At 72.4% G+C, this 23,274-nt stretch carries 19 protein-coding genes; 7 read left to right on the top strand and 12 right to left on the bottom strand.

What is annotated here, in order from left to right:
• Positions 1-116: 116 nt before the first annotated feature.
• From WMF34_RS02725 to WMF34_RS02715, 3 genes are all read right to left on the bottom strand, one after another.
• The gene (locus WMF34_RS02725) at positions 117-1,061 is read right to left on the bottom strand and encodes a hypothetical protein (protein WP_437992327.1); all 945 of its coding nucleotides are present in this window, start codon (positions 1,059-1,061) and stop codon (positions 117-119) included.
• 23 nt (positions 1,062-1,084) lie between these two features.
• Positions 1,085-2,617 carry a S53 family peptidase gene (locus WMF34_RS02720; protein WP_044963797.1) on the bottom strand — a complete coding sequence of 511 codons (1,533 nt, stop codon included), beginning with the start codon at positions 2,615-2,617 and terminating at the stop codon, positions 1,085-1,087.
• Positions 2,618-2,736: 119 nt separating this feature from the next.
• Positions 2,737-3,357, bottom strand: coding sequence for a hypothetical protein (locus WMF34_RS02715; protein ID WP_012233133.1), 621 nt, complete (start codon positions 3,355-3,357; stop codon positions 2,737-2,739).
• Between the two features lie 398 nt (positions 3,358-3,755).
• Here WMF34_RS02715 and WMF34_RS02710 point away from each other — a divergent pair, with 398 nt between their 5' ends.
• From WMF34_RS02710 to WMF34_RS02700, 3 genes are all read left to right on the top strand, one after another.
• Positions 3,756-4,646 carry a homocysteine S-methyltransferase family protein gene (locus WMF34_RS02710; protein ID WP_437992326.1) on the top strand — a complete coding sequence of 297 codons (891 nt, stop codon included), beginning with the start codon at positions 3,756-3,758 and terminating at the stop codon, positions 4,644-4,646.
• Between the two features lie 168 nt (positions 4,647-4,814).
• Positions 4,815-5,507, top strand: coding sequence for a glutathione S-transferase N-terminal domain-containing protein (locus tag WMF34_RS02705; protein ID WP_012233131.1), 693 nt, complete (start codon positions 4,815-4,817; stop codon positions 5,505-5,507).
• 494 nt (positions 5,508-6,001) lie between these two features.
• Positions 6,002-6,694: a hypothetical protein gene (locus WMF34_RS02700; protein ID WP_437992325.1), complete on the top strand. Its 693-nt coding sequence runs from the start codon at positions 6,002-6,004 to the stop codon at positions 6,692-6,694.
• A 125-nt stretch (positions 6,695-6,819) separates the two neighbouring features.
• Here WMF34_RS02700 and purU read toward each other — a convergent pair whose 3' ends face one another.
• The 3 genes from purU to WMF34_RS02685 all read right to left on the bottom strand — a co-directional run bounded on the left by purU (position 6,820) and on the right by WMF34_RS02685 (position 8,985).
• The gene (purU, locus tag WMF34_RS02695) at positions 6,820-7,713 is read right to left on the bottom strand and encodes a formyltetrahydrofolate deformylase (protein ID WP_012233129.1); all 894 of its coding nucleotides are present in this window, start codon (positions 7,711-7,713) and stop codon (positions 6,820-6,822) included.
• Positions 7,714-7,818: 105 nt separating this feature from the next.
• On the bottom strand, positions 7,819-8,556 hold the full coding sequence (locus tag WMF34_RS02690; protein WP_012233128.1) for a histidine phosphatase family protein: 738 nt from the start codon (positions 8,554-8,556) through the stop codon (positions 7,819-7,821).
• A 123-nt stretch (positions 8,557-8,679) separates the two neighbouring features.
• A complete protein-coding gene (locus tag WMF34_RS02685) occupies positions 8,680-8,985 on the bottom strand; it encodes a hypothetical protein (RefSeq protein WP_012233127.1) in 306 nt (101 codons plus the stop codon).
• 315 nt (positions 8,986-9,300) lie between these two features.
• On the opposite strand from WMF34_RS02685, the gene WMF34_RS02680 reads away from it, so the two are divergent.
• On the top strand, positions 9,301-9,906 hold the full coding sequence (locus WMF34_RS02680; RefSeq protein WP_437992324.1) for a hypothetical protein: 606 nt from the start codon (positions 9,301-9,303) through the stop codon (positions 9,904-9,906).
• A gap of 78 nt (positions 9,907-9,984) precedes the next feature.
• Here the strand turns inward: WMF34_RS02680 and mgtE are convergent, their stop codons facing one another.
• Complete coding sequence (gene mgtE, locus WMF34_RS02675; protein WP_012233126.1) at positions 9,985-11,319, bottom strand: magnesium transporter; 1,335 nt, start codon at positions 11,317-11,319, stop codon at positions 9,985-9,987.
• A 191-nt stretch (positions 11,320-11,510) separates the two neighbouring features.
• Entirely contained in the window at positions 11,511-12,128 is a 618-nt protein-coding gene (locus WMF34_RS02670) for a Maf family protein (RefSeq protein WP_012233125.1), read from the bottom strand.
• 340 nt (positions 12,129-12,468) lie between these two features.
• Between WMF34_RS02670 and WMF34_RS02665 the strand changes: the two genes are divergently transcribed.
• On the top strand, positions 12,469-14,178 hold the full coding sequence (locus tag WMF34_RS02665; protein ID WP_437992323.1) for a right-handed parallel beta-helix repeat-containing protein: 1,710 nt from the start codon (positions 12,469-12,471) through the stop codon (positions 14,176-14,178).
• Positions 14,179-14,194: 16 nt separating this feature from the next.
• Here WMF34_RS02665 and WMF34_RS02660 read toward each other — a convergent pair whose 3' ends face one another.
• Positions 14,195-16,384: a bifunctional alpha,alpha-trehalose-phosphate synthase (UDP-forming)/trehalose-phosphatase gene (locus WMF34_RS02660; RefSeq protein ID WP_012233123.1), complete on the bottom strand. Its 2,190-nt coding sequence runs from the start codon at positions 16,382-16,384 to the stop codon at positions 14,195-14,197.
• Between the two features lie 99 nt (positions 16,385-16,483).
• Positions 16,484-18,190 carry a serine/threonine protein kinase gene (locus tag WMF34_RS02655; RefSeq protein ID WP_012233122.1) on the bottom strand — a complete coding sequence of 569 codons (1,707 nt, stop codon included), beginning with the start codon at positions 18,188-18,190 and terminating at the stop codon, positions 16,484-16,486.
• A 479-nt stretch (positions 18,191-18,669) separates the two neighbouring features.
• On the opposite strand from WMF34_RS02655, the gene WMF34_RS02650 reads away from it, so the two are divergent.
• On the top strand, positions 18,670-19,644 hold the full coding sequence (locus WMF34_RS02650) for a tetratricopeptide repeat protein (RefSeq protein ID WP_437992322.1): 975 nt from the start codon (positions 18,670-18,672) through the stop codon (positions 19,642-19,644).
• An 18-nt stretch (positions 19,645-19,662) separates the two neighbouring features.
• On the opposite strand, the gene WMF34_RS02645 is transcribed toward WMF34_RS02650, so the two are convergent.
• Positions 19,663-21,042 (bottom strand): hypothetical protein, encoded by a 1,380-nt coding sequence (locus WMF34_RS02645; protein WP_437992321.1) that lies wholly within the window; start codon positions 21,040-21,042, stop codon positions 19,663-19,665.
• Between the two features lie 398 nt (positions 21,043-21,440).
• On the opposite strand from WMF34_RS02645, the gene WMF34_RS02640 reads away from it, so the two are divergent.
• Positions 21,441-22,418: a hypothetical protein gene (locus WMF34_RS02640; RefSeq protein WP_437992320.1), complete on the top strand. Its 978-nt coding sequence runs from the start codon at positions 21,441-21,443 to the stop codon at positions 22,416-22,418.
• A 46-nt stretch (positions 22,419-22,464) separates the two neighbouring features.
• Here WMF34_RS02640 and WMF34_RS02635 read toward each other — a convergent pair whose 3' ends face one another.
• Positions 22,465-23,241: a hypothetical protein gene (locus WMF34_RS02635; protein ID WP_437992319.1), complete on the bottom strand. Its 777-nt coding sequence runs from the start codon at positions 23,239-23,241 to the stop codon at positions 22,465-22,467.
• Positions 23,242-23,274: the final 33 nt, after the last annotated feature.

The raw sequence follows: 23,274 nt of genomic DNA, 5'->3' as shown, positions 1-23,274 counted from the left end.
CGTCTAGCTCAGAGGCCGCCCGCCGACCAGACCGCCCGCGCGGCGCGGCGCCTCGACCCACCGAGCAGCCACGGCAGTTCGACGCACGCGCTCCCCCTCGCGTCGCCGAGCGGCGTTTACCAGCGCGGGTCGCCGTCGATCAGCCAATCCAGCGCCCTTCGGGTCTCCTCGGCGACAGGCCCGTCGTACCGGTGCCCGGCCTCCTTGCTGCGCGCCACGCGAGTCAGCACCCCCGCCTTCTCCAGGCGCGCGGCGGCCGCGGCGGCGGCGCCGCCGCACCCGGCCTGCGCGCAGACGAAGAGGACCCGCTGCCCGCCGCCGTCCGCGAACGCCTTGGCCGTCGCCGGGGTCCACTTGTCGTGTCCGCCCTCGACCAGCACGAGGCGCGGGAAGAGCGCCGCCCGGCGCGCCGCGATCGCAGAGCCCATGATCGCGCCCAGCGAGAAGCCTGTATAGAGCACCGCGCCAGGATCCACGTGCTCGGGAAAGCGCGCCCGCAGCGCCGCGAGCCCCGCCTCGATCTCCTGCTCCAGGCGGGCGTTGCTCTCGTACGTGAAGCGGACGTCGCTCGCCGACGGCGAATCGGGCCGCGCGACACCCCTCGGGCACAGGACGAAGACGCCGTCTCCCGCGATGTCGCGCCATACCTGGCACTGCCACTCGGGCCGATCGTAGTTGCCGTGCGACGCGATGAGCACGGGACGCCGCGCGGTGGCGCCGATCGGCACCGACACCACGGCGCTCGGAAACCCCTCGACAGGCAGCTCCACGAACGGCGCGTCCGCGCGGAGCGGCGCAGCCTCCGCAGCAGCGGCGGCCGCGTCCGCGCGGAGCGGCGCAGCCTCCGCAGCAGCGGCGGCCGCGTCCCCGGCGGCGGCCGCCGGTGTCGCGCCGCCGTCCGCGGCCCGCGCTGCCTCTTCCCGCGCCGGGGCGGGCGCGACGCTGGGCGGCGCGGGCGCCGGACCGGCGGAGCGGCCTGGGCGGTCACAGCCGAGCGCCGCCGCCGCAAGGAGCGGCAGCGACACGAGCGAGAGGAAGAGGAACGCGACGGGGGGCGCCATCCGACCCAGAGGATGACGCTTTCCTACGGGAGCGCCTCCGCGAGCTTGTCCGCGAGCGGAGCGCCCCAGCCGGTCGGATAGTCCCAGCCGGGCCCCGCGCTGAACCCCTCGGGGGTCTTGCCCTCGGTGATGTCGCGGAACGCGGCCTGCACGCCCGCATCGGTGTAAAGCGCCCGGTTCAGCCACCCGGCGACGGGCTTGCCCTGCGCGATCCGGTGGCTGTTCACCGACGCCATCAGGCCGGCGAACACCGGCGCCGCGAACGAGGTGCCGCCGCGCTGATCCCACTCGCCCAGGAAGTAGAGCCAGTACGGGAATTTCGACGACGCGCTCAGCGCGACGTCGGAGACCGCGCGCGTGCCCTGCGCGTCCGTCACGACGCTCTCCTGCCACCACGGCGTATCGAAGGCGCGCGATCGGCCCGAGCCGGAGCCGCTCCACGCCACCTCGCGCGCGACCTCGCCGCCGTCGCCGAGCTCGAGCACCGTCCCGCCGACGCACGTCACATACGGGCTCGACGACGGCACGTCGGGCCTGCTCGAGTCGCCGCTCGCGACGACGATCGTCATCCCGAGCGCCGCGCCCATGCGCGCCGCCTCGTTGTATTGCTCGCGGATCGGCTGCGCCTCCGTCTCCTCGCGGTGCGCGAACGACGTCGAGAGCACCGACACCTCGCCGGCAGCGATCGCCTCGTTCCACGCATAGAGGATGGAGTGGGTGCGCGCGTCCGGCCCCTGGTACGCGATGAGCTCCGCCATGGGCGCCATCACGCCCGACCATTGCATGTCCAGCGTGCTCTCGATGTAACGCGTGGAGATCGGATCCGCGGTGACCACTTTCTCGGGGTTATTGCGCGAGACGCCGAACGATCGCCAGAACGACTGGAGATCCAGGGTCTTGAACGTCGCCCCGACAACGACGCCGAGCTTCACGCCCTGCCCGCTGTGGCCGGCGGTGTGGAGCGCTTCGACCCCATAGACCCGCGCGATCTGCGCGGGCGTGTACCCCAGCTCCACCTCCTGCGGCGGCTCCTCCTCGATCGAGCCCCCCTCGCCCGGGAGCGGATCGGTGTCCGCGGGGATCTCGACCGAGATGACGCCCGACGCGAGGTCGATGATCCGCTGCGGCGGCCTGAGCGGATCGAGCGCGCCGAACGTGCGGAGCGGCTTGCCGCCGGCCGCGGGGTTCTCGCGCTCGAAGTCGCGGAGCTCGGTGTCAAACGCGGTATTGAACTGCTCGACGGTGCCCGCGAACTCGAGCAGGAGCCGGTTCTTGGACCGCCGCCGGATCTCCATCCCCTGCTGGACGAGCCAGTCTTCGACGGCCGCGATGTCGCTCTCGGACGGGGCGTGGCGCTCCATCCAGGTCTCGACCGACATGTACTTCCGGAACGTGTCCGGCTTCCCGGGATCGTACATGTCCTCGATCGCGCTCTCGAGCCCGGGGACGTCCCGGGTCGGGAACCCCATCAGCGCGCGGAAGCGGTCCTCCTCCGGCGCCGCGCCGAAGTCCATGTAGATCCCCGCGAGCGGCCGGGGGAGGCCGCTCGGGAGCACGGGTCCGTCTTTTCCGCACGCTGTGCCCCCGAGGGCGAGCAGCGCAGCGCACCAAACCGAGAGCGAACGCATCAACGAGGCCCTGCGAGCGAGGGGGGAAAGAGTCCGTCAGGCGCGCCTCAGCACCACACGTGCTCGATGAGGTAGCAGGTGTAGGTCCCCGGCTTCCATGTCTCGGGGCGCCCGCCGGTCGTGTTGTCGGTACACACCTCGCAGTAGGCGTGGATGCAGTCGGGGTCGGTGCTCTGCGGCTTCGCCCCGGGGCCCGAGGGGGGCTCCTCGGTGTAGAAGAACCCGTCGGTCCTCAGCTGGTCGAGCTCGCTCTCCGACAGCTTCCCGAACGCGGCCTCGTTCGAGGAGATGCTGAACCGATCGTCCGACGCCTCGGTCAGGACGGGCGCCGGGTAGTCGCCGTAGTCCGCCTGCTCGATGGCGGCCATCTGCTCCGAGAGCAAGACCTCCTTGCCGTTGCCGGTGGAGAGCTTGATGCGCGCGTAGTCGATGGCCCCCCCCGAGTAATCGAGGGCGTAGACCGTGTCTCGGCTCATGTCGAGGCTCAGGAACTCGCTCGTCTCGAGGGCCTTCGAGACCTCCGCCTGGGTGATCCGCTCGTGCGCCACCGCGTCATCGACGGGAGCCTCCTCCGACGCGACGCATCCGGCAAACCCGGCCGCTGCGATGACGCCGAGCGCAACACTGAGAGCGAGCGATTTGGAAGAACGGATGGACTGTCGAATCATGATGGCGTTCCTTTCTTATGGGCTCACTGACGGCGCTCGCCTGGCCTCGCGCGGGCCAGCGGGAGCTCCCCCATGTCGGTCCTGCGTCGGTCCTGCAAACGATGGCTTGCTTGTCGGACGCCACGACTCCGGCGAGTCGAGTGGAATGAGGGGAAGATGAATTCATTTCAACGGTGCCGCAGGCCCCCCATACCTGGCAAGTAATTTCCCGGGGCGAAAGAGAATTCCATCGTTCTTTCTACCGCACAGTGGTCGGGACGGTGCACCGTGCGGGGCCTCGCTTACCCCGAGCTGCGGACGGGCCATGACCCGACTCAGGGGTTGCCGTGGAAGCCGGCCGCGGACATACCGGAGCCTACATGGAGGACGTGGCCAGATCGCCGCTCGGTTCAGCTGCTGTGTCCGCCGAGGCTGCCATCGTGGTCCTCGACGGCCCGCTCGGGACCGAGCTCGCCGCGCGCGGGGTCGAGACGCCGGCGCCGCTCTGGAGCGCCGCGGCCCTGCTCGATGCGCGCGGCCGCGACGTGGTCCGCGCGATCCATCGGGATTACGCGCGCGCGGGCGCGACGGTGCACACGGCGAACACGTTCCGCACCAGGCGGAGGCAGGCGGGCGCCGCCTGGGCCGAGCTGGCGTCGCGGGCGGTCTCGCTGGCACGCGAGGCCGTGCGCGGCGAGGGCCCACGGCACCGGGTCGCCGGCAGCATCGCGCCGCTCGAGGATTGCTACCGGCCCGACCTGAGCCCTGCCGACGCGCGGCAGGAGCACCGCGAGCTCGCGCGGGCGCTCGCGAGCGCGGGCGTCGACCTCCTCCTCTGCGAGACGTTCCCGCACGTCGGCGAGGCGCTCGTGGCGCTGGAGGAGGCGGTCGCCACGGGCGTCGAAGCATGGGTGTCGTTCACGGCGGGTCCGGGGTCGGATCTGCTCTCGCCCGAGGACGTCGGGCGCGCCGCGCGGGAGGCGGCCGCCCGCGGCGCGAGTGCCGTGCTCGTCAACTGCACCCCGGCGACTCGCACGCTCGCGCACATCGAGCGGCTCGCGGCGTGCGGCGTCCCGTTCGGGGCCTACGCCAACGCGGGCGCGGAGGCCGAGGGGCTCGGCTGGGGCGTTGGCGTCGACCAGCGCGGCTCGGCGGCCGCGCGTTATGCGGAGCTCGCGCGCCGCTGGCTCGAGGCGGGCGCAACGATCGTGGGCGGGTGCTGCGGGACGGGGCCCGGGCACATCGCGGCGCTGCGCGCGCTCGTCGACGGGGCGAGGCCCGCGCGCGAGCCGGCGGGGTCGCCGCGCTGAGGCGACGCGCCCGATCGCCGGTTGCTCCCCACGGGGCGACGTGCCACCGATGGTCCGACGCGCCGGGCGGCGCCAGCGCGAAGCGGCGCGGCGCCCGGCAGACACGATCCATCGCCTGAGACAGCACGCCGTCGCGTTCGGCGACGAACCACGGACACGGAGCGCAAGATGATCGATCTCTATTACTGGCCCACCCCGAACGGCTGGAAGATCAGCATAATGCTCGAGGAGACGAGCCTCCCCTACAAGCTCGTCCCGGTCAACATCGGGCGGGGCGAGCAGTTCAAGCCGGAGTTCCTCGCGATCAGCCCCAACAACCGGATGCCCGCCATCGTCGATCACGACCCTCCGGGCGGCGGGGCGCCGATCTCCGTGTTCGAGTCGGGCGCGATCCTGCTTTACCTCGCGGAGAAGACGGGCAAGTTCATCCCCTCGGACGTCCGCGGTCGTTACGAGGTGACCCAGTGGCTCATGTGGCAGATGGGCGGCCTCGGCCCGATGAGCGGCCAGGCGGGCCATTTCAATCACTATGCGCCGGAGAAGATCCCCTATGCGATCGAGCGCTATACCAACGAGGTACGCCGGCTCTATGGCGTGATGGACAAGCGGCTCGCGGACCGGCCTTTCCTGGCTGGCGAGTACTCGATCGCCGACATGGCGAGCTATCCCTGGGCGGCGGCGCACGAGCGGTTCGGGGTGTCGGCCGACGAGCTCCCGAACTTCAAGCGGTGGCTCGATGCGGTGCGCGCGAGGCCCGCCGTCGAGCGCGGGCTCGCGGTCGGAAATGAGCTGCGGAACCCGAGCCAGCCGATGGACGACGAGGCGAAGAAGTGGCTGTTCGGGAAGAAGCCCGAGGCGTGAGCCACCCGTCCCGCACGCGCGGGGGCCGCGCCCCCCGCGATCGCGCGGCGGTGCGCCCTGGGCGCGCGGCGCCTCGCTGACGGACTGCGACCGGGGCGGACAACCAAGCGCCAACGCGCCGTCCAGCGCGCCACCCGCGACGCACCCCAGAGCGTCCTGAGCAGGGCGGGGCCACCAGCGCAGCGCGCCCTGCCGTCAGGGCTTCACCGGGCGCGCCGGGCCGCTGGTGCGCCCTGGCTGGACCCGACACGTCCTTTCGCCGGAGAAAAGGGGAACGAGCGCGCCTCGACGATCCGCTCAGCCCGGATCGCGCGGGCCCCGCTGCGGGGCGCCGATCGCCCGAGCGCGCTGCATTGACGCCCTCGCGGACGTCAAGCACGCCGGGAGCGGAAACGTCTGCACAGCTCCGCCAGGCACACACTCTGCTCTGCGGTGAGCCGAGATGTCTGGGCCTGGTGGGCCCTCGCGGACATCGGGGGGAAACGATCATGTCGATGCATAGCAAGATGCTGGTGCCTGCATTTCTTTTCGCTGCTCTGGCCGCCGGTTGTGCGGTGAATACGGACGACGCGGACCTCGATCAAAGCGATCTCGGTGACGACGAGATCGGGGCCGTCGATCAAGCGTTGGAGGAGGAGCGAGGCGGATACCTGGGGATGGGTGCGGCGCAGCTCGCGCCCGGACAGGCCCAGATCGGCCCGAGCAAGGGCGGGATGTTCCCCGGCAAGGGCGCGCTCGGACCGAGCAAGGGCGGGATGTTCCCCGGCAAGGGCGCGCTCGGACCGAGCAAGGGCGGGATGTTCCCCGGCAAGGGCGCGCTCGGACCGAGCAAGGGCGAGGTGTTCCCTGGCAAGGGCGCGCTCGTGCCGAGCCAGGCCGGGATGTTCCCCAGCAAGGGCGCGCTCGGTCCCAGCAAGGGCGAGGTGTTCCCTGGCAAGGGCGCGCTCGTGCCGAGCCAGGCCGGGATGTTCCCCGGGCAGGCGCAGGTGCCGTCCAAGGCCGGGTTCGGCGGTTATGCCGGCCAGCACTCCAGCCAGGGGATCCAGGGCTATGCTGGTCAGCAGGCCGGCCTCGGCCAGGCCGCCATCTCCCAGTCGGGCGCTTATGGCCAGTCGGCCGTCCTCGGGCAGCTCGCGCCCGGCCAGCAAGGCCAGATCACCGCGCCTGGCCAGCAGGGCCGGCCGTAACGCCTCGCGCGCGCATCGGGCTCCCAGGAGAGCGCGCCCGGCCGCGCGCGCCTCCCCCGCGCTCGATCGCCCAGATTGCCCCGACTGGCCCACGGCCCGGGCCGGTCGGGGCATTGTCTGGAGATCTAAAACACGACGGTGCGGCGACCTTCGACGATGACTCGCCGCTCCAGGTGCGCGCGGACGGCGCGAGAGAGGACGAGCCGCTCCACGTCACGCCCCATCCGGGTCATCTCCTCGGGGCCCATCTGGTGATTCACGCGCGCCACGTCCTGCTCGATGATCGGCCCCTGATCCAGGTCCCGCGTCGCATAGTGCGCCGTCGCGCCGATGAGCTTCACGCCGCGCGCGTGCGCCTGGTGGTAAGGCTTCGCGCCCTGGAACGCGGGCAGGAACCCATGGTGGATGTTGATGACGGGCGGCGCCTCATCGAGCATCTGCTCGGAGAGGATTTGCATGTACCGCGCCAGGACGACGAGATCGACATGGTGCCTCTTCAGCAGGTGAAGCACCTGACGCTCCTGCTCGCGCTTCGTCTCCGGGGTGATCGGGATGCAGAAGAAAGGGATTCGAAAGCTCTCGGCCACCGCCTCGAGCGTGGGGTGGTTGGAGATCACGAGCGGGATCTCGCAGCGAAGCTCGCCCGCGCGCTGCCGGAGCACCAGATCGTAGAGGCACGCAGGATCCCTGGTGACGAGGATCGCCATCTTCGGGACGTGATCGCTGTAGTCCACCGACCATCGCGCCGAGAGCGACGCGGCGAGCTCGCGAAAGGCGGCCTCGATCGCGCCGCGGGTGGCCGAGCCGCCCAGGGCGGCGACGGCGGCCGGCGAGGCGAGGCCGGACAGATCGACGACGAGACGCATGAAGAAGCGCGGGCCCTCGTCCATGAACGCATCGGTGTGATTGCTCGCGTCGATGATGTTCAGGCCGATGTCGTAGAAGAACCCCGCGAGTCGCGCGACGAGACCGGGCTGGTCGGGAGCGGCGATGAGGAAGGTTGCGTGAACGGGACCCATCATACGGGTCATGTAGCTCGCCCCGAGGCGGAGGCGCAAGCGCGAGGGCCGGGAGGGACCGCGGGCGGGCGGCGGCCTGTCTGCCAGGCTGCCTGGCCGGGCGTGCTAGCGCCCCTCGCCGCTCTCGGAGGACGGCGGCCCAGACGGATCATCCACGAGCCTCGGCGCCAGGGTGGAGAGCTCCGCCCAGGGGATGCGCACGGTCCGCTCGACGTCGCGCAGGTGCGCGCTGTCGTTGTAATAGATGAGGTGCCAGGCCTCGGCCCGACCCCAGCGCCGCCTTCGCTGCCAGTGGGTGAGCGAGGTGTGGCGGGTGGCGAAGTGCGCGCTCGGGAAGGCGAGCGCGTTCATCCTGAAGAAGTGGAGGAACGCGACGTCGATGAAGCCGCCGTGGGTGACGACGACGATCGTCCGCCCCTCGTGCTCACGGGTGACGCGATCGAGGGCGACGGAGACCCGCAGCATGAACTGAGCCCAGCTCTCTCCACCGGGACTCGCCGGCCGGTACGGCTCGCGCTCGAAATCGATCGCGTAGCGCACCATCGCCTCGCCGACCGGCATCCCGTCCGCCTCGCCGGGGCGGAGCTCCTGGACCTCGTCGTCGAGCGTGACGGGCAGCCCCAGGGCGGGAGCGACGATCTCGGCCGTCTGCTGCGCCCGGCGATAGGTGCTGGCGATCAGGACGTCGGCGGGGATCTCGCGCGTCGCGGCCAGGCGATCGCGCAGGCGCTCCGCCTGGAGGACGCCGAGCTGCGTCAGCCCGGTGTCCCCGCGCATCCCGCCCACGATATGGTTCACGTTGACCAGCGCTTCTCCATGCCGGATGAGATAGAGGTTCGTCACGATCTGAGCCTCCGAGGCGCGCGACCTTGTGGGGGGGAGGGCCGCGCGGGGCGGTCCGCGCTCGCTAGGAAGAGCAAGGCCCCCCTCGAATGTCAAGGGTTTGTACCGCCGCCGCGCGGGCGCTCAGGGACAGCCGTGGAAGAGCGCGAAGATGGCCGCGCTCTCGGAGCAGACCTGCTCGTCGCGCAGGGCGCTGCAGAAGTCGTCCTCCGTCAGGAAGGTCTTCTTTCCGGTGCTGCCCTCGATGCAGGAGATCGAATAGACGAACCGCGAGGCGCCCTCCCCGGGCAAGCCTGGGATCTCCAGCTCGGAGCCTTCGCCCACCTGCGAGCCGCTGCCACCCGCGTCCTCCGGCGGATCGACGCCGAGCAACGGGAGCACCAAGATGGGAAAAATGCTGAAGAGACCGGCCACGAAATTCGGGATCATGGGTTTACCTCCAACGCCGATAGAAAGGCATCCTCGTACGAGGTAGCCATTGCAGCTGTCGAATCCAACATGCATTCGACAGGCCAGCTCCGGTCATGTCCGCCCATTGCACAGCGCGCGCGAGCGCGGGGCGAGCCCGCGCGCGCCATCGATCGAATGCGCGGGCCGCCTGCCCCGTCCGGGTCGGAGGGGCGCGCGGGCCGCCGCCTGGGCGCGGCGGGCCGGACCGGCCCGCCCGGGCGGCGGCGCGCTGCGCCGCCCTTGCCAGCTCGCTCGGACATGGCCTACAAGGCGGGCCCTCTGAAGGAGACCCTCATGCACCGTCGCAGCTTCATCGCGGCCGCGCTGCTCGGCTTCGCGGCCCTCGCCGGGTGCGGGCCGCGCTGGCGCGTCGTGACCCAGGCGAGCCCCGACACGTTCGTCGGCCAGCGGTATTTCGCCCTGATGCCCATCGACTACGTGGGCCTCTTCATCCTCGACCAGCGCGAGGACCAGTACCTGGCCGGCAAGGACGCGGACGATCACCAGCGCTTCGTGGCGGACAAGGAGTCCATCAACGAGGAGTTCACGAAGGCCCTGGTCGCCGCCGCCCAGGAAGAGGGCATCGAGGTCGCGCCGTCCGACGGCCACACGTCGGCGCCGTTCGTGATCAAGCCCTATGTCGGCTACATGAATCCAGGCTTCTACGCGGTCGTCTCCTCGGCCCCGAGCCAGATCCGGCTGACGCTCCGGCTGACGACGCCGGACGGCCGGGTGCTCGATGAGGTCCAGTTCTCGAGCCGCACGGCGTCGCCCATCCCGAACACGAACCTGAGCTCCGCGGACGCGGACAAGCTGAAGCCCGGCGGCCGCTGGCGCGAGGACGCGCGCGTGATCGGCGCGTATGTGGCGCGCTACCTGGCGTCCCGCGTCAGCCCCTAGGTCCCCGCCGCCCGGGCGCTCCCCGGCCGCGCGCTCCCGGGAAGCCCCCCGGAAGGGCGCGGGGGGCGCTCGCCCGCTTCACAGCAGCACCCCGCGGAGCAGGAGCTCGGCCACGCTGAAGTAGATCACGAGGCCAGAGACGTCGACGAGGGTCGCGACGAACGGGGCCGAGGCGCTCGCCGGGTCGAAGCCGAGCGCCCGGAGCACGAACGGCAGGAGCGCCCCCGCCATCGTGCCCCAGGTCACGACGCCGACCAGGCTGATCGCGACCGCCAGGGCGAGGAGCGTGTAGTGCGGGCCATAGGCCCCGAAGAGCTTCTCCCAGGCGATGACGCGCGCGAAGCCGATGGTGCCGAGGATCCCGCCGAGCGCGAGGCCCGACGCGAGCTCCCGGCGGCTGACGCGCCAGAAGTCGGCGAGCCGGATCTCGCCGAGCGCCATCGCCCGGATGACCAGCGTCGTCGCCTGAGAGCCGGAGTTGCCCCCGCTCGAGATGATGAGCGGCACGAAGAGGGCGAGCACGACGGCGCGGGCGATCTCGTGCTCGTAGTACCCCATCGCCGTGGCGGTGAGGAGCTCGCCCACGAACAGCGCGGACAGCCAGCCCGCGCGCTTGCCGAGCATCCTGGAGATGGGGGTCCGGAGGTAGGGCGCGTCGAGCGCCTGCATGCCGCCGAGCTTCTGGATGTCCTCGGTCGCCTCCTCTTCCACGACGTCCACGATGTCGTCCGCGGTGACGATCCCCTTCATCCGACCCTCGCTGTCGACGACGGGTATCGCCACGAGATCGTGCTCCGCGAAGGTCCGCGCCACCGCCTCCTGGTCGGCGTCCTCGTTGACCGACACGACGTCGGTCTTCATCACATCGCTGACGCGCCGATCGCCGGGGGCGATCATGAGCTGCCTGAGCGACACCACGCCGCGCAGCCGCTGCTCGGCGTCGAGCACATAACCGTAGTAGATGGTCTCGAGGTGATCCCTGGCCTGCCGCTTGAGATAGCTGATCGCCTGGTCGACCGTCGCCTCCGGCCGCACGCGCGCGAACCACGGGCTCATGAGCCCGCCGGCCTCGTCCTCGGCGTACGCGAGGAGCGCGATCACCTCGCGCCGCGTCGGCTCGTCCAGCAAGGAGAGGAGCTCCGCCTGGTCGGCCGGCGACACCTCGAGGAGGAGGTCCGCCACGTCGTCGGGCGCGAGCAGGCGGATCCACAGCCTGCGTTCGCCCTTCGTCAGGCCCGCGAGGAGCGCGGCCTGGTCGGCCGTGGGGAGACCCTCGAAGAAATCCTCCGCCTCCTCGCGCCGCAGGCGGCGATAGGCCTGCACCCGCTCCTCGTTCTGCAGGGCCGACCAGGACAGCGTCAGATCAGCCGCCGTGAGCGCCTCGGCCGCGTTGAAGGGCGGGCGTTCCATCATCGCCTCACCTCGTCGAGCGCCTGGCCCGCCCCGTCGGCGTCGCCCGGCAGAAGATGCTCATTCGTGAGGGCCCAGCGGCAGGCTCGACCCTGGAACCACGATTAGCAACGGGCGGGCCACGGCCGCCCCTCCCCGAGAGCCCCGGCACGCACAGCGCCGCGGCCCCCCGCCTGTGCACCGCCCGCCTGCGCTCAGGCGCGCGCGGGCGGGGCGAGCGGATCGACCCCGAAGCGGCGCAGGAGGCGGCAGAGCGGGACGAGCGGCAGCCCCACGATGGCCGCCTCGTCGGCGTGGCGCACGTCGTCGAACAGCCACGGCCCGTGCTTCTCGAAGAGGTATCCTCCCGCGCTGCCGATCGGCCGATCCAGCTCGACATAGCGGCGGATCTGCGCGCGGCCGAGCGGGCGGACGCGGAGCTCCACCGTGACGATCTCGGCCAGCGTCCGCGGCTCGCCGGCCGCGAGCGGCACCCCCGGCGGCGCGTGCACCGCGACGGCGGCGTGGAGCGCGTGGACGCGCCCCGAGAGCCGCCCGAGCTGGTCTGCCGCCTCGTCGAGCGAGGCCGGCTTGCGGAGGAGCTCCCCATCGAGCTCGAGCGCCTGATCGGCGCCGATGATGAGGGCGCCTTCCCGCGCGGGCGCGAGGCTCAGCGCCTTCCCTTCCGCGAAGAGGCGGGCGCACGCGAGGGGCGACATCCCCTCGGGCGCGATCTCCTCGAACGCCGGCGCGACGGCCTCGTACGCGAGCCCGAGGCGATCGAGGAGCGCCCTCCGGAAGGGCGACGTGGAGGCGAGGACAACCGGAAACATGGTCGGCTCCATGACACGGAACGACGCGCGCGCCGAGGGGAACCGCCCGCCTCGCCCCTCGCGCTCCTCCAGCCCCTCGCGCTCCTCCCGCTCCTCCCGCGCTTCACCCGCGCTACCCCGCTCTTCACGCTCTTCGCGGCGTTCGCACCGATTTGCTTCTATTTACCAAAATTTATCGAGAAATGGCAGACGGCGCGGACTCTAAGCAATGGTGAAAGCCGCTGGGCACGCGGGAATAACGGCAGGAATTCCCGCCGTCAGGTGTCGCCTGAATTACCCATCATGCATTTCATTAAAAAGCAGCTTGCACTCGGACTCTACAGCACGCGACAGTACGCCAATGCAGCAACTCAACACAAGGCACCTCGTCACACTCTCTCTCGTCGCGCCGGGCATCGGGCTCTCCGTGCTGCTCGCCGCCTCGCCGGCGAGCGCAGCGACGTACGAGGTGGGGCGGGGCAAGCCTTATGCGAGCCTCGCGGAGGTCGCCCCTCGCCTCGCTGCCGGGGACGTGGTTCTGGTCGAGGGCGACGCGACCTATCCGGGGGATCTGTTCTTCAAGAAGTCGGGCACCGAGGCGCAGAAGATCACGATCCGCGGCGTTCGCGTGAACGGCCGCCGCCCTGTCCTATCCGGGGGGACGAACACCGTGGTCTTCGCTGGCAATCACTATACCTTCGAAGGCTTCGATATCACCGGCGGCTCGGGCCGCTGCGTGTTCAACAAGGCGCATGACATCACGATCCGCGACTCGGTGGTGCACGATTGCGCCGGGCACGGCATCCTCGGCGCCGACTCCGAGTCGGGCTCCCTCACGCTGGAGTACGTCGAGGTCTATGCCTGCGGCTCGGGCGACACCAGGCACCCCATCTACATCGCGACCGACGAGGAGACGCGCCTCGGCTCGGTGTTCCGCATGCGGCACTGCTATGTGCACGACGGCAACGGCGGCAACAGCGTGAAGAGCCGCGCGGAGCGGAACGAGATCTATTACAACTGGATCGAGGGCGCGAAATACCACGAGCTCGAGCTGATCGGGCCGGACGGCCAGGACGAGGGGCTCGCGCGCGAGGACTCCGATGTCGTCGGCAATGTCATCGTCAAGACCGGCCAGCACTTCGCCGTGCGCGTCGGGGGCGACGGCACGGGGCAGACGTGGGGTCGCTTCCGATTCGTCAACAACACCTTCCTGCTCGCCCCCGGGTCGCGGCCGGCCATCAGGATGTTCGACGGGATCGAGAGCGTCGAGATGAGCAACAACGTGTTCTATCGGCGCGGCGGCGGCGGCGTGGAGGTCTACGTCGACAGGAGCGCGACCTGGAAGAACGGAACGGCGTCGATCTCGGGCGCGAACAACTGGGTGCCCACCGGCTCCTCGGCCATCCCCGCGGCGTGGAGAGGCACGGTGCAAGGCGCCGACCCCGGCTTCACCAACGTCAGCTCGCTGGACCTCCGCCCGGTGTCGAACAGCCCGCTCGTCAACGCCGGCTCCAGCGCGACGTCGACTGCAGGGTACCCGTTCCCGAAGCCGCTCACCGTGCCGCAGTTCTCGCCCAGGAAGGGCGCGCGCGCGGCCAACGGACCGCTGCAGCGGCCGGTCGCTGGCACGATCGACATCGGAGCCTACGAGTCCGGCTCCGGCCTCGCGGCGCTCGCCATGAGGACCGCGGACACCGATCGGGACCTCGACGACAGCGACGGCAGAGCCGCAGAGGAGGGGTGGAACGTCGACGGCGATGCCGCCCCGAGCGACGGCGAGGCGGACGCCAGCGGCACCGACGACGGCGATGCCAGCGACGCCGACGCGGAGAGCGACGCGTCCGCCGGCGACTGCGCCGCGGACGGCGACGACGCTGCAGCGCGCGCCGCTGCGTGCTCCGAGGCCGCGCAGGACAGCGCGGACGCTCCGCACGGCGCCCACGTCAGCTCGTGCAGCGTCGGCGGGGCGCTCGCGGGCGGCCCGGTCGCCGGCTCGGGGGCGTTCGTCGCCGGGGCGGCGGCGCTCCTCGGCGCCGCCCTCCGGCGGCGCGGCCGCCGCGCCAGGGCGTGAGCCGCAGCGCGAGCCCTCAGGCGACGAGCGCGCGCAGCAAGCGACGCGCGGACGCCGGGTCGGGCAGCTGAAACGCCGCGGAGCTCTCCCCGCCGCCCACGTGGATCGTGAGCGCGGTCGGGGGGAGCGCCGCGAACAGATCCTCGTCGGTCCTGTCGTCGCCGAGCGCGATCACCACCGCGTCGGGCCCCATCGTGGCGAGCACCCGCGGCACGATCACCCCCTTGTTGACCCCGCGGAGCCGCACCTCCAGCACCTTCCGGCCCGCGATGAGCTCGAGATCGTGCTCGCGCAGCGCCTCGCCGAGCTCCAGGGGCACCTCGCGGGCCGTCTGGCTGGCGAGCTCCGGGTCGGCGGCCCGGTAGTGCCACGCGATCGAGACCATCTTCTCCTCGATGAAGCTGCCCGCCGTGCGGTCGACGAAGCCCTGGAGGACGTCGCGGACCCTCGGCTTCCAGTCGAGCGCGGCCTCGCGGAGCGCGACCCAGGGCTCGCCGGGCGCGGCGCGCGAGAAGAACCCGTGCTCCGCGTGGAGGCTGATGGGCAGCTCGCCCAGCCACCGCTCGAGGTCCTCGCGCGGCCGGCCGCTCACCACGTGCACCTGCGTCCGCGGGCGCGCCGCGAGCTCGCGCAGCTCGGTGACGAGCGCCTCGCCCGGCTGAGCGAGCTCGGGCATGGCCTCGAGGGGGACCAGCGTGCCGTCGTAGTCGAGCATCACGATCAGCGACGGCGCGCTGCGCGCGCTCGCGATCGTGCTCCCCTGGGGCGCGCCCTCCGGCCGCCGGGCGGCCCCCACCGCGGGCGGGACGCCGCCCGCGCGCTCGAGATCGTTCAGGAAGCGGTGCGACCAGCGGTGCGCGTCGTGCGTCACGACGCGGCGCCGGAGCGCCTGCATCCGGACGCGCTGCTCGGACGGCGACATGACGAGCGCCCGCTGGATCGTCGACGCCACCGCGTCGATGTCGTGCGGGTTCACCAGGAGCGCCTCGATCAGCTCGGCGGCCGCGCCCGCGAACTCGCTCAGCACGAGCGCGCCGGTGTCGTCGATCCGCGAGGCCACGTACTCCTTGCAGACGAGGTTCATCCCGTCGCGCAGCGGCGTCACCATCATCACGTCGGCCGCGAGGTAGAGCGCGACGACCCCGGCCATGGGCATCGACCGGTGCAGGAAGTGGATCGGGACATCGTCGAGCGTCCCGTAGCTGCCGTTGATGCGGCCGACGAGCTCGTTCACGACGCGCCGGAACTCGGCGTAGGCGTCGACGTTCTCGCGCGTCGGCACCGCGAGCTGGATGAACCGGACCTTGCTCCGGAGCTCGGGCTCGCGCTCCAGGAAGCGCTCGATGGCGAGCATGCGCCGCGGGATGCCCTTCGTGTAGTCGAGCCGATCGACGCCGAGCACGATCTTCCGGCCCCGGGCGCTCTCGCGGATGCGCCGCGCCTCGGCGCGGACCTCCTCGTCCCGCGCGAGCCGCACGAACTCGTCGACGTCGATGCTGACCGGATAGGCGCCGAGCCGCACCCGCCGCCCCTCGTACGCGAGCGTCTCCAGGTCGGGATCGAGCCCGAGCACGCGCGCGGCGGAGTAGACGAAGTGGTACCGATAGGCCGTCGTGTGAAACCCGACGACGTCGGCGCCGAGCATGCCGCGCAGCACCTGCTCCCGCCAGGGCAGGATCCGGAAGACCTCGGCCGCGGGGAAAGGGATGTGCAGGAAGAAGCCGATGCGCGCGTCGGGGATGCGCCGCCGCAGCATCGCCGGCACCAGCGTGAGCTGGTAGTCGTGGATCCACACCCTGTCGCCCGGCCTGTACCGGGCGACGATGGCCTCGGCGAAGCGCTCGTTCACCTCGCGGTAGCTCTCCCAGTTGTGCCGGGCGTCGAGGTGCAGCTTCTCGACGAGGTAGTGGAACAGCGGCCACAGGACGCCGTTCGAGAAGCCGTCGTAGTAACGGCTCACCTCGGCCGAGGTGAGGTGCACCGGGACAGCGCCGAGCTGCTCGAGCCGATCCTCGACGTCTCGGCGCTGCTCCTCGGTGAGGCGCGCGAGGTCGCCCGGCCATCCGAGCCAGAGGCCGCCGTGGCGCTCGTGGGGGCCCCGGAGCGCGGTCACGAGGCCGCCCGCCGAGGGGACGACGGAGACGTCCCCCTGATCGGCGTGGACGGTCACCGGGAGGCGGTTCGAGACGATGAGCAGGCGGGACATGCGCGGCCAGGAAGCTAGCGCATGGCCCCTGCACCACGCCCTTGAGGCGCGGTGAAATCAGGGGCTAGCCGATGGTGCTTGTCGGGCGCGCCCTGATCGCTAGCGGTCGATCCGGATCGACGGCGCCGTGTTCTCCGGAGGGGTGGGCTTCGACGTGGCCGTGGGCGCCGCGGGGCGGACGGGTCGGCCCCAGTTTCGCCTGCCGCCCGAGCTCGTGTTCGACGGCGCGTCCTCGGTCTTCGCAGGCGCGGCCACCTGCGCGAGCCGCGCGACGGTCTGCACGGACATCTCCGACGGCCCCTGCACGATGGAGTAGGGCTGGAAGCCTTCCTTCTGCAGGGTCAGCCGGCGAGGCGACGCGCGCACCTCGTCGTTCGCGATCGAGAGCTGGAGCGGCGTCTGCCCGAGCGACTTCCCGTCCTCCAGGACGTCGGCGCCCGGCGGGATCGACTCGATGATCAGCATGAACGAGGGCGCGCCCTTGTGATCGCTGGGCGTGCCGGTCGCCGCGGGCGCGGTCGTGGGCGCGGTCGCGACCTCGGGCGCGGCCTCGGTCTGCGCGGGCTTGCGGGTCAGCGCGAACGCGCCCGCCGCCACGACGACCGCGCCGATGGCGGCGAGGATCACCCCCTTGCGCCCGCCGCCGGAGGGGGCCTCCTGCGCGCCGGTCGCGCCCTTGGACGCGCCCGCCGCGGTCGCGGCGGCGCCCGGGCCCGAGCCGACGCCGGAGGTGCGCCCGCTCGGATCGTCATCGCTCGACGGCGCCGGGAGCGTCACCGCGTCCTTGAGCGCTTGCACCGTGGACGAACGCGACGAGATCTGCACGCCGGGCAGCGACTCGAACGAGGTGATCTGCGTGCCGCCGAACGCGGTCGTCACGCCCATGCCGCGGGCGCACTCGCCGAGGCCCTGGATGAGGGCGTCCATCGTCGCGGGCCGGCCGTCCGGATCCTTCGCGAGACAGCGCATCACGAGCGCCTCGAGCGGCTCCGGGATGTCGACGTCCGGGTTCCGCTCCTTCATGCGCGGCACCGGCTGCTGGAGGTGCGCCATCAGGATCTGGATCGACTTCTCGGACTCGAACGGGACCTTCCCGCAGAGCATCTGGTAGAGGATGACGCCGAGCGAGTAGATGTCGGTCCTGAGATCGACCTTGCCGTGCGAGATCTGCTCGGGCGACATGAAGCGGGGCGAGCCCAGGAAGGCGCCCTGCTGCGTGAGCTCCTCCGAGTCGTCGCCGAGCTGCTTCACGAGGCCGAAGTCGAGGATCTTGACCGCCTCCTCCGCGTCCTCGTTGGAGACGAGCATGACGTTCGACGGCTTGAGGTCGCGGTGGACGACGCCGTGCTTGTGCGCCTCGCGCAGCCCGCGCGCGATCTGCCGCGCGATGCGCATCGCCTCGGGCGGCGGTAGGCGCCCCTGCCGGCGCACGCGCCGGAAGAGCGTCTCGCCCTCGAGGAACTCCATCGCCATGAAGAACCGGTCCTGATCGTCGGCCTCGATGCGGCCGTAGTCGAAGACGGTGACGATGTTCGGGTGCTGGAGGCGCGCGAGGATGCTCGCCTCGAGGAAGAAGCGCTTGTGGAAGTTCGGGTCGAGCTGCCGCGAGGCCTGGTTCGGGATCAAGACCTTGATCGCCACCGGGCGCCCGAGCGGGATCTGCTCGCCGCGATAGATCGTGCCCATGCCGCCGGTCGCGAGCTGGGAAAGGATCTTGAACTTTCCGTTGAGCACCTTCCCGAGCAACGGATCGATCGGCTCGCTGCGCGCTACTTCATCGACGACGTTTTCGTTGGCACCACTCATATGAACTCCGTCGCCTTCCCCGTGCGGGCGCGGGCGAGCCCTCCCCTCGGTGACGATGCCTCGCGATGCGTGAGCCTGGACCTCATGATCGTGGGGAGCGTCGGCGCGTGGGGCCGTCGGGGCAGTCTAAACGGAAGAAATGTCCTTGGCGACCTTTCCTCGATCGCCTCCACGATCGCCCCGTTCGTGAGGCAGGGGCCCCCGCCCGAGAGGCCGATCGTGAGGCCGTCCGGGAGGCGCTGCACCACGCGCCGTGCGCCATAGCCCCGATCGACGGGAACCGCCAGTTGCTGGCATCGAGCGTCTGCATCGCACCTTCGCGCCACGAGATCCTGCGAGCAGAGTACACTGCTCCGCGCCCGCGCGATGCTCTTCCGATCATCCTTGTCGGGCGCCGCCGCCGGACGCCGGCCCGTGCGCGCCGGACGTCCCTGCCGGCCCTCTCGCCCTCCCGGGTGGGGACGAGGTAGTAGAGGAGGATGCGACCGGATCGCGCCGTGCTGCGCTGGTGGAGGGGGAGAGAGTACCGGCGCCTACTCGACGTGGCCGCCTCCGAGCTCGCCGGCTCACGCCACGCCGACGCGGAGGCGACATGCGCGCGGGCGCTCCGGATCGCCGAGGAGATCTACGGTGACGGGGACGCCGAGCTGACGGCGCCGCTGTACGCGCTGAGCTCGGCGCGGCTCGCGCAGGGACGGCTGGACGAGGCGCGCGCGAGCTCCGCGAGGGCGATCGCCATCGCCGAGGCGGCGGCGAGCACCGATCCGCCGCTGCCGAGGCTGCTCGAGCAGCTGGCCGCCATCCTCGAGCGGCAGGGCGAGCTCGGGGACGTCGAGGCGCTGTTCCGCCGGATGCTCGCGGGCTACGAGCGGATGCGCGACCCCGACCCCATCGAGCTGTCGGCGCTGCTGAACCGGCTCGGCCTGCTGCTCGGCAGGCGGGGGGCCCGCGCCGAGGCGGCGCCGCTCTTCCGGCGGGCGATCGCGCTGCGGGAGGGGGCGCTCGGCGCCCGTCACGCGCTCGTCGCGGAGGCGCTCTACAACGCCGCCACGTTCCTGGAGCTGGAAGAGGACCTCCCGACCGCCGAGCGGGAGGTGATGCTCCGGAGGGCGCTCGAGATCGCCGAGGCGGGGGCGGACGTGGACAGGGGCCTCCTCGCGTCGATCCTGCACAACCTGGCGGCCGCCCGGGAGGCGCTCGGGGACCAGGCCGAGGCGGCGGCGCTGTACGAGCGCGCGCTCTCCGCGCGGGAGGCGCTGGTCGGGGCCGCCCACCCGTCGCTCCGGCCGACGCTGGTCCGGCTCGCGCAGGTCCACCACGCCGCGGGGCGGCCGTCCACGGCGCTGCCGCTGTACGAGCGGGCGCTCGCGCTCGCCGAGGCGGAGCTCGGGGCGGATCACCCGGTGGCCACGGCGATCGGGGCCTGGATGGCCGAGGCGCGGAGCCGGAGCTGACCCCGCCGCTCCCGTCGATCAGCGCTCGGACGACGGATCGCCGCCTTCGCGCCAGCGCTCGACGAGCTCCGGGAGGACGGTCGAGGCCATCTGGAGCAGGTGCGCCATGTGGTGTTCGGGCGTGTTGCCCCGGAACCCGCGGACATGGAGCTCGCCAACGCTCGCCTCGGTGGTCGGGATCATCTGCTTCTCGAGCTTCTTCGAGACGGCGCCCTCGGCCGCGCGCAGCCGCAGGTGCGGGGGCGCGTCCGACGCGGGCGACCGCTCGACGTGGCGCCCCGCCGCGGCGTCGAGCAGGTAGCTGGCCGTGGCGGTGGAGCTGGCGTACGCGATCGGGTCGATCTCCGAGTGCGTGATGGTGAACAGCAGCTTCTCCGAGGCGGCGAGCTGCGCGGCGCGCGCGAACGAGGCGAGCTGCAGCGGGTTGAGCCCGCTCGGCTGCTCCGGGACGAAGCCGCAGTGGATGCCGTCGGTGACGAGGATCGCGTCGAGGGTCTCGGTGCCGCGGCGGAGCTCCAGGATCTTGGCGACCGCGCCGTAGCCCGCGCTCCACGAGGAGAGGGCGACCCGGCGGAGCCGCGGGGTCGGCAGCCCGCGCTGCGCGAGCGCCCGGTCGATGTCCGCGAGCAGGCTCTCGTAGACGCCCGGCGTCGCGTAGAAGTCCTCGTACGCGCCCGAGCCGATGCCGAGGTTGATGACGGCGACCGCGGCGTTCAGCCCGGCGACCTCGGCGCTCTCGCGGACGAGCTGGGTGTTGCCGTGGAAGTGCAGCAGGAGATCGTAGCTCGACCCCGTGGGCCTGAACGTGTCGGGCGTGAAGAGCACGCCGCCGCGGATCGACGCGTACCCGTCGTGCTTGATCGCGGGCGGCGGCGTCGCCGGCGCGGGCGGCGGCGCCGGCGGCTGCAAGCGCGCGAGCCCCTCCGGCGCGACGTCCGCGCTCGCCCCGGCGTCCTCGCGCGAGGAGCGCAGCGCGAGCAGCGACGCGCGGTTGACGGGGGTCATGGCGCGGAAGGCCTCGGCGGAGGCGATCGGCATCCGCGCGGCGATCCCGCGCGCGGCGGCGGCGACGACGACGATCACGGTGGCCGCGGCCAGGACGAACGCCCCGAGGGCGCGCCACACGCGCGCGCGGCGCTCGCCCGGCGAGGGCGTGGACCAGGAGCCGTACGGCCCGGCCCCGGCAATGGGGAAGGGCGGCGGCGTCCCCTGCGATGTTGGCAGGGCGAAGCCGGGCGGGGCGAAACCGGGAAGGAACGGCTGCTCCTCCGGCGCGGGGGCCATGCCGAGGGGGGGCAGCTCGAGGGGAAGGCCGCGATCCGGGCAGCCCTGGATCACGGTGACGGGCGGCGGCGTGGGCGTCGGCGATAGGTCCGCAGGCGACCCGTCAGCGCGCACGTTTCCCTTCATTTCGAAACCCCTCCCTTACAACGGGGATGTAGCGCCCAGCCCTGGCTCGCGAGGCGCTGCGTCTGTTCCGTGAGCGCGCCGCATGGCGGCAGCGCGCTGCGTTTCTGCTCCTGCCGTGAGCCCGGAAGGCGTCGCGGCAGGCGGAGCATCGACCAGTACGGTCTCGAGCTCAAGCGACAACCGTTCCGTACGCGCATATTTAAGCGTGGCCGTAATACCCCGCCCCCTGCTGGAACAGGCGCGGGTGAGCCTGTCGGGCCGCAAAGCGAGGGAGCGGGTGGGGTGTGCCCGGGGCTGCGCAGGTGCGCGCGAGCGGGGACGTGAGCACGCCGGCGACGAAACGCGCACTTGCGCCCCTGTCCGGCACCCACCAAGGTGCTCGGCGCTTGCTCTCCCGCGAGGTCCGCTTCCTGCTCGCAGCGACGCTGCTCCATGCCGCCATCCCGCTGCTCGCGCGGATCGCGGGCGCCCCGGGGCCGGCGCTCGAGGCCCGCTCGAGCGGCGCGCGCCGCGAGGTGGAGATCGAGATAGAGCCCGTCGCGCCGCGCGGGCCGGAGCAGGACGAGGCGCGCACGCCTCCGCCGCGCACGCCGGACGAGGCACGGCCGCGCGAGGCGGAGCCGGTCCTCGGCCGGACGGCGCGCCGCGAGCGGTGGCCGCTCGATCCACCAGCGCCGCCGGCGCCGACGGAGGCGCCGGTCGAGCCGCGCGAGGGTCCCGCGGCGCCTCCGGCCCCGGCGCCATCGAGCGAGTACGACGGGCCGCCGACCGCCGAGGCGCCGCGCGGGGTCGCCGGCCTCGGGGGGGCGCCGGTGTGGCAGCTGCCCGGCGTTCTGCCGGATCGCGCGCCGCCGGCGCCGGCGCCGACCGCGCCGGCCGCGCCGCGCGAGGTCTCGGCGGACAGGGCCGGCGAGCTGCTGCGCGAGGCGATGCGCGATCGGGACAAGACGCTGGGGCTGGATCTGCCGGCCGCCGGCACGGTCGCGTCCGTGGTGGCGGACGCGGTGCGCGGCGCCGAGACGCCCGCGACGGCGCGCGCGGTGTTCGAGGTGCACCTGAGCGGCGCCGGCGCGGTGCTCGGGGTGCGCGCGCTGTCGTCGACGGCCGGAGCGGCGGCGCTCTGGGCGCGGGTGGCGCGCGAGGCGGCGGCGCAGCTCGCCGGGCGCGTGCTCGCGATGACCGCCGCGTTCGCCAAGGGGGCGAAGGTCTACGTCACGGTGAGCTCGTCGGTGCAGATGCCGAGCGGCGCCACGTCGGGCGGGATCCACCACGAGGGCGCGGGCTTCGGGTTCGACGTCGCCGACATCGGGGCCCGGCCCCGCCGCCTTGTCCAGTCGAGCTTTCGCGTCGAGGCGATCGACTGAGGCGATCGCAGAGGCGGAGGCGCGCGACGCGCGCGGGCCCGGGCGATCAGCCGCCCCTGCGCGCCGTCCAGCGCCGGTAACGCGCGGCGCTCGCGGCGAGGCCGATCCAGAGCAGCCCGAGCAGGCTCAGCGCCGCCGGGACGCCGGTGAGCCAGACGAGCGCTGGCAGCGGCGGGCGCGTCGGACAGGGGCGGCGCGTGTCGAAGCGGCAGGCGTGATGCCGATCGAGCTCCTCCGCGGCGGCGCGGACCTCGGCGACGTCGTCTGGCAGGCCCCGCAGGGCCGCGGAGGCCATCATGTATGCCGCGGAGGCGGCGCGATCGTACGCCGGGTCGGCCGGCACGCGGTCGCGCACGAGCTCGCTCAGCCGGGCGGCGCGCTGCGCCGGCGCCTGCTCGGCCAGCGCTCCGGCGAGGTGCCGCGCGAGCGCCTCGTCGAGCTGCAAGGCGCAGGCGACGGCGCGATCTTCCCCGGGCGTGAGGTAGACCGTCTCGCCCGACGCCGTCTGGCGCGGCTCCGTGCCGGACACCGCGACCGGCTTGCGCAGCGCGACCCGCGCCCCGCGGACGCAGCTCGGGACCCTCGGGAGGGCGCGCAGGTGCACCGCGGCGTGGCGCTGGTACGCGACGCCGGCGATCGCGCCGAGCGAGAGCGCCAGCGCGAGGAGCGCGGCGACCCGGCGCGCGCCGGCGCGCTCTCCGGCGCTGGCGCGCGCTTTTGGCGCGGCGCGCTCTCCGGCGCTGGCGCGCGCTTTTGGCGCGGCGCGCTCCTCGCCGGTCTCCGGCGCGGGAGCCGGCTCGCCGGAGGGCTCTCGGGACGACATGGCCGGCGGTATGGACAGCCGCGACGACGCTGT

Origin of the sequence: Sorangium sp. So ce145 (genome assembly GCF_051525985.1) — a bacterium.
GTDB classification, from domain to species: domain Bacteria; phylum Myxococcota_A; class Polyangia; order Polyangiales; family Polyangiaceae; genus Sorangium; species Sorangium cellulosum_B.
Note: the sequence above shows the minus strand (reverse complement) of the source record. Positions and strands in the feature narration are given on the sequence as shown.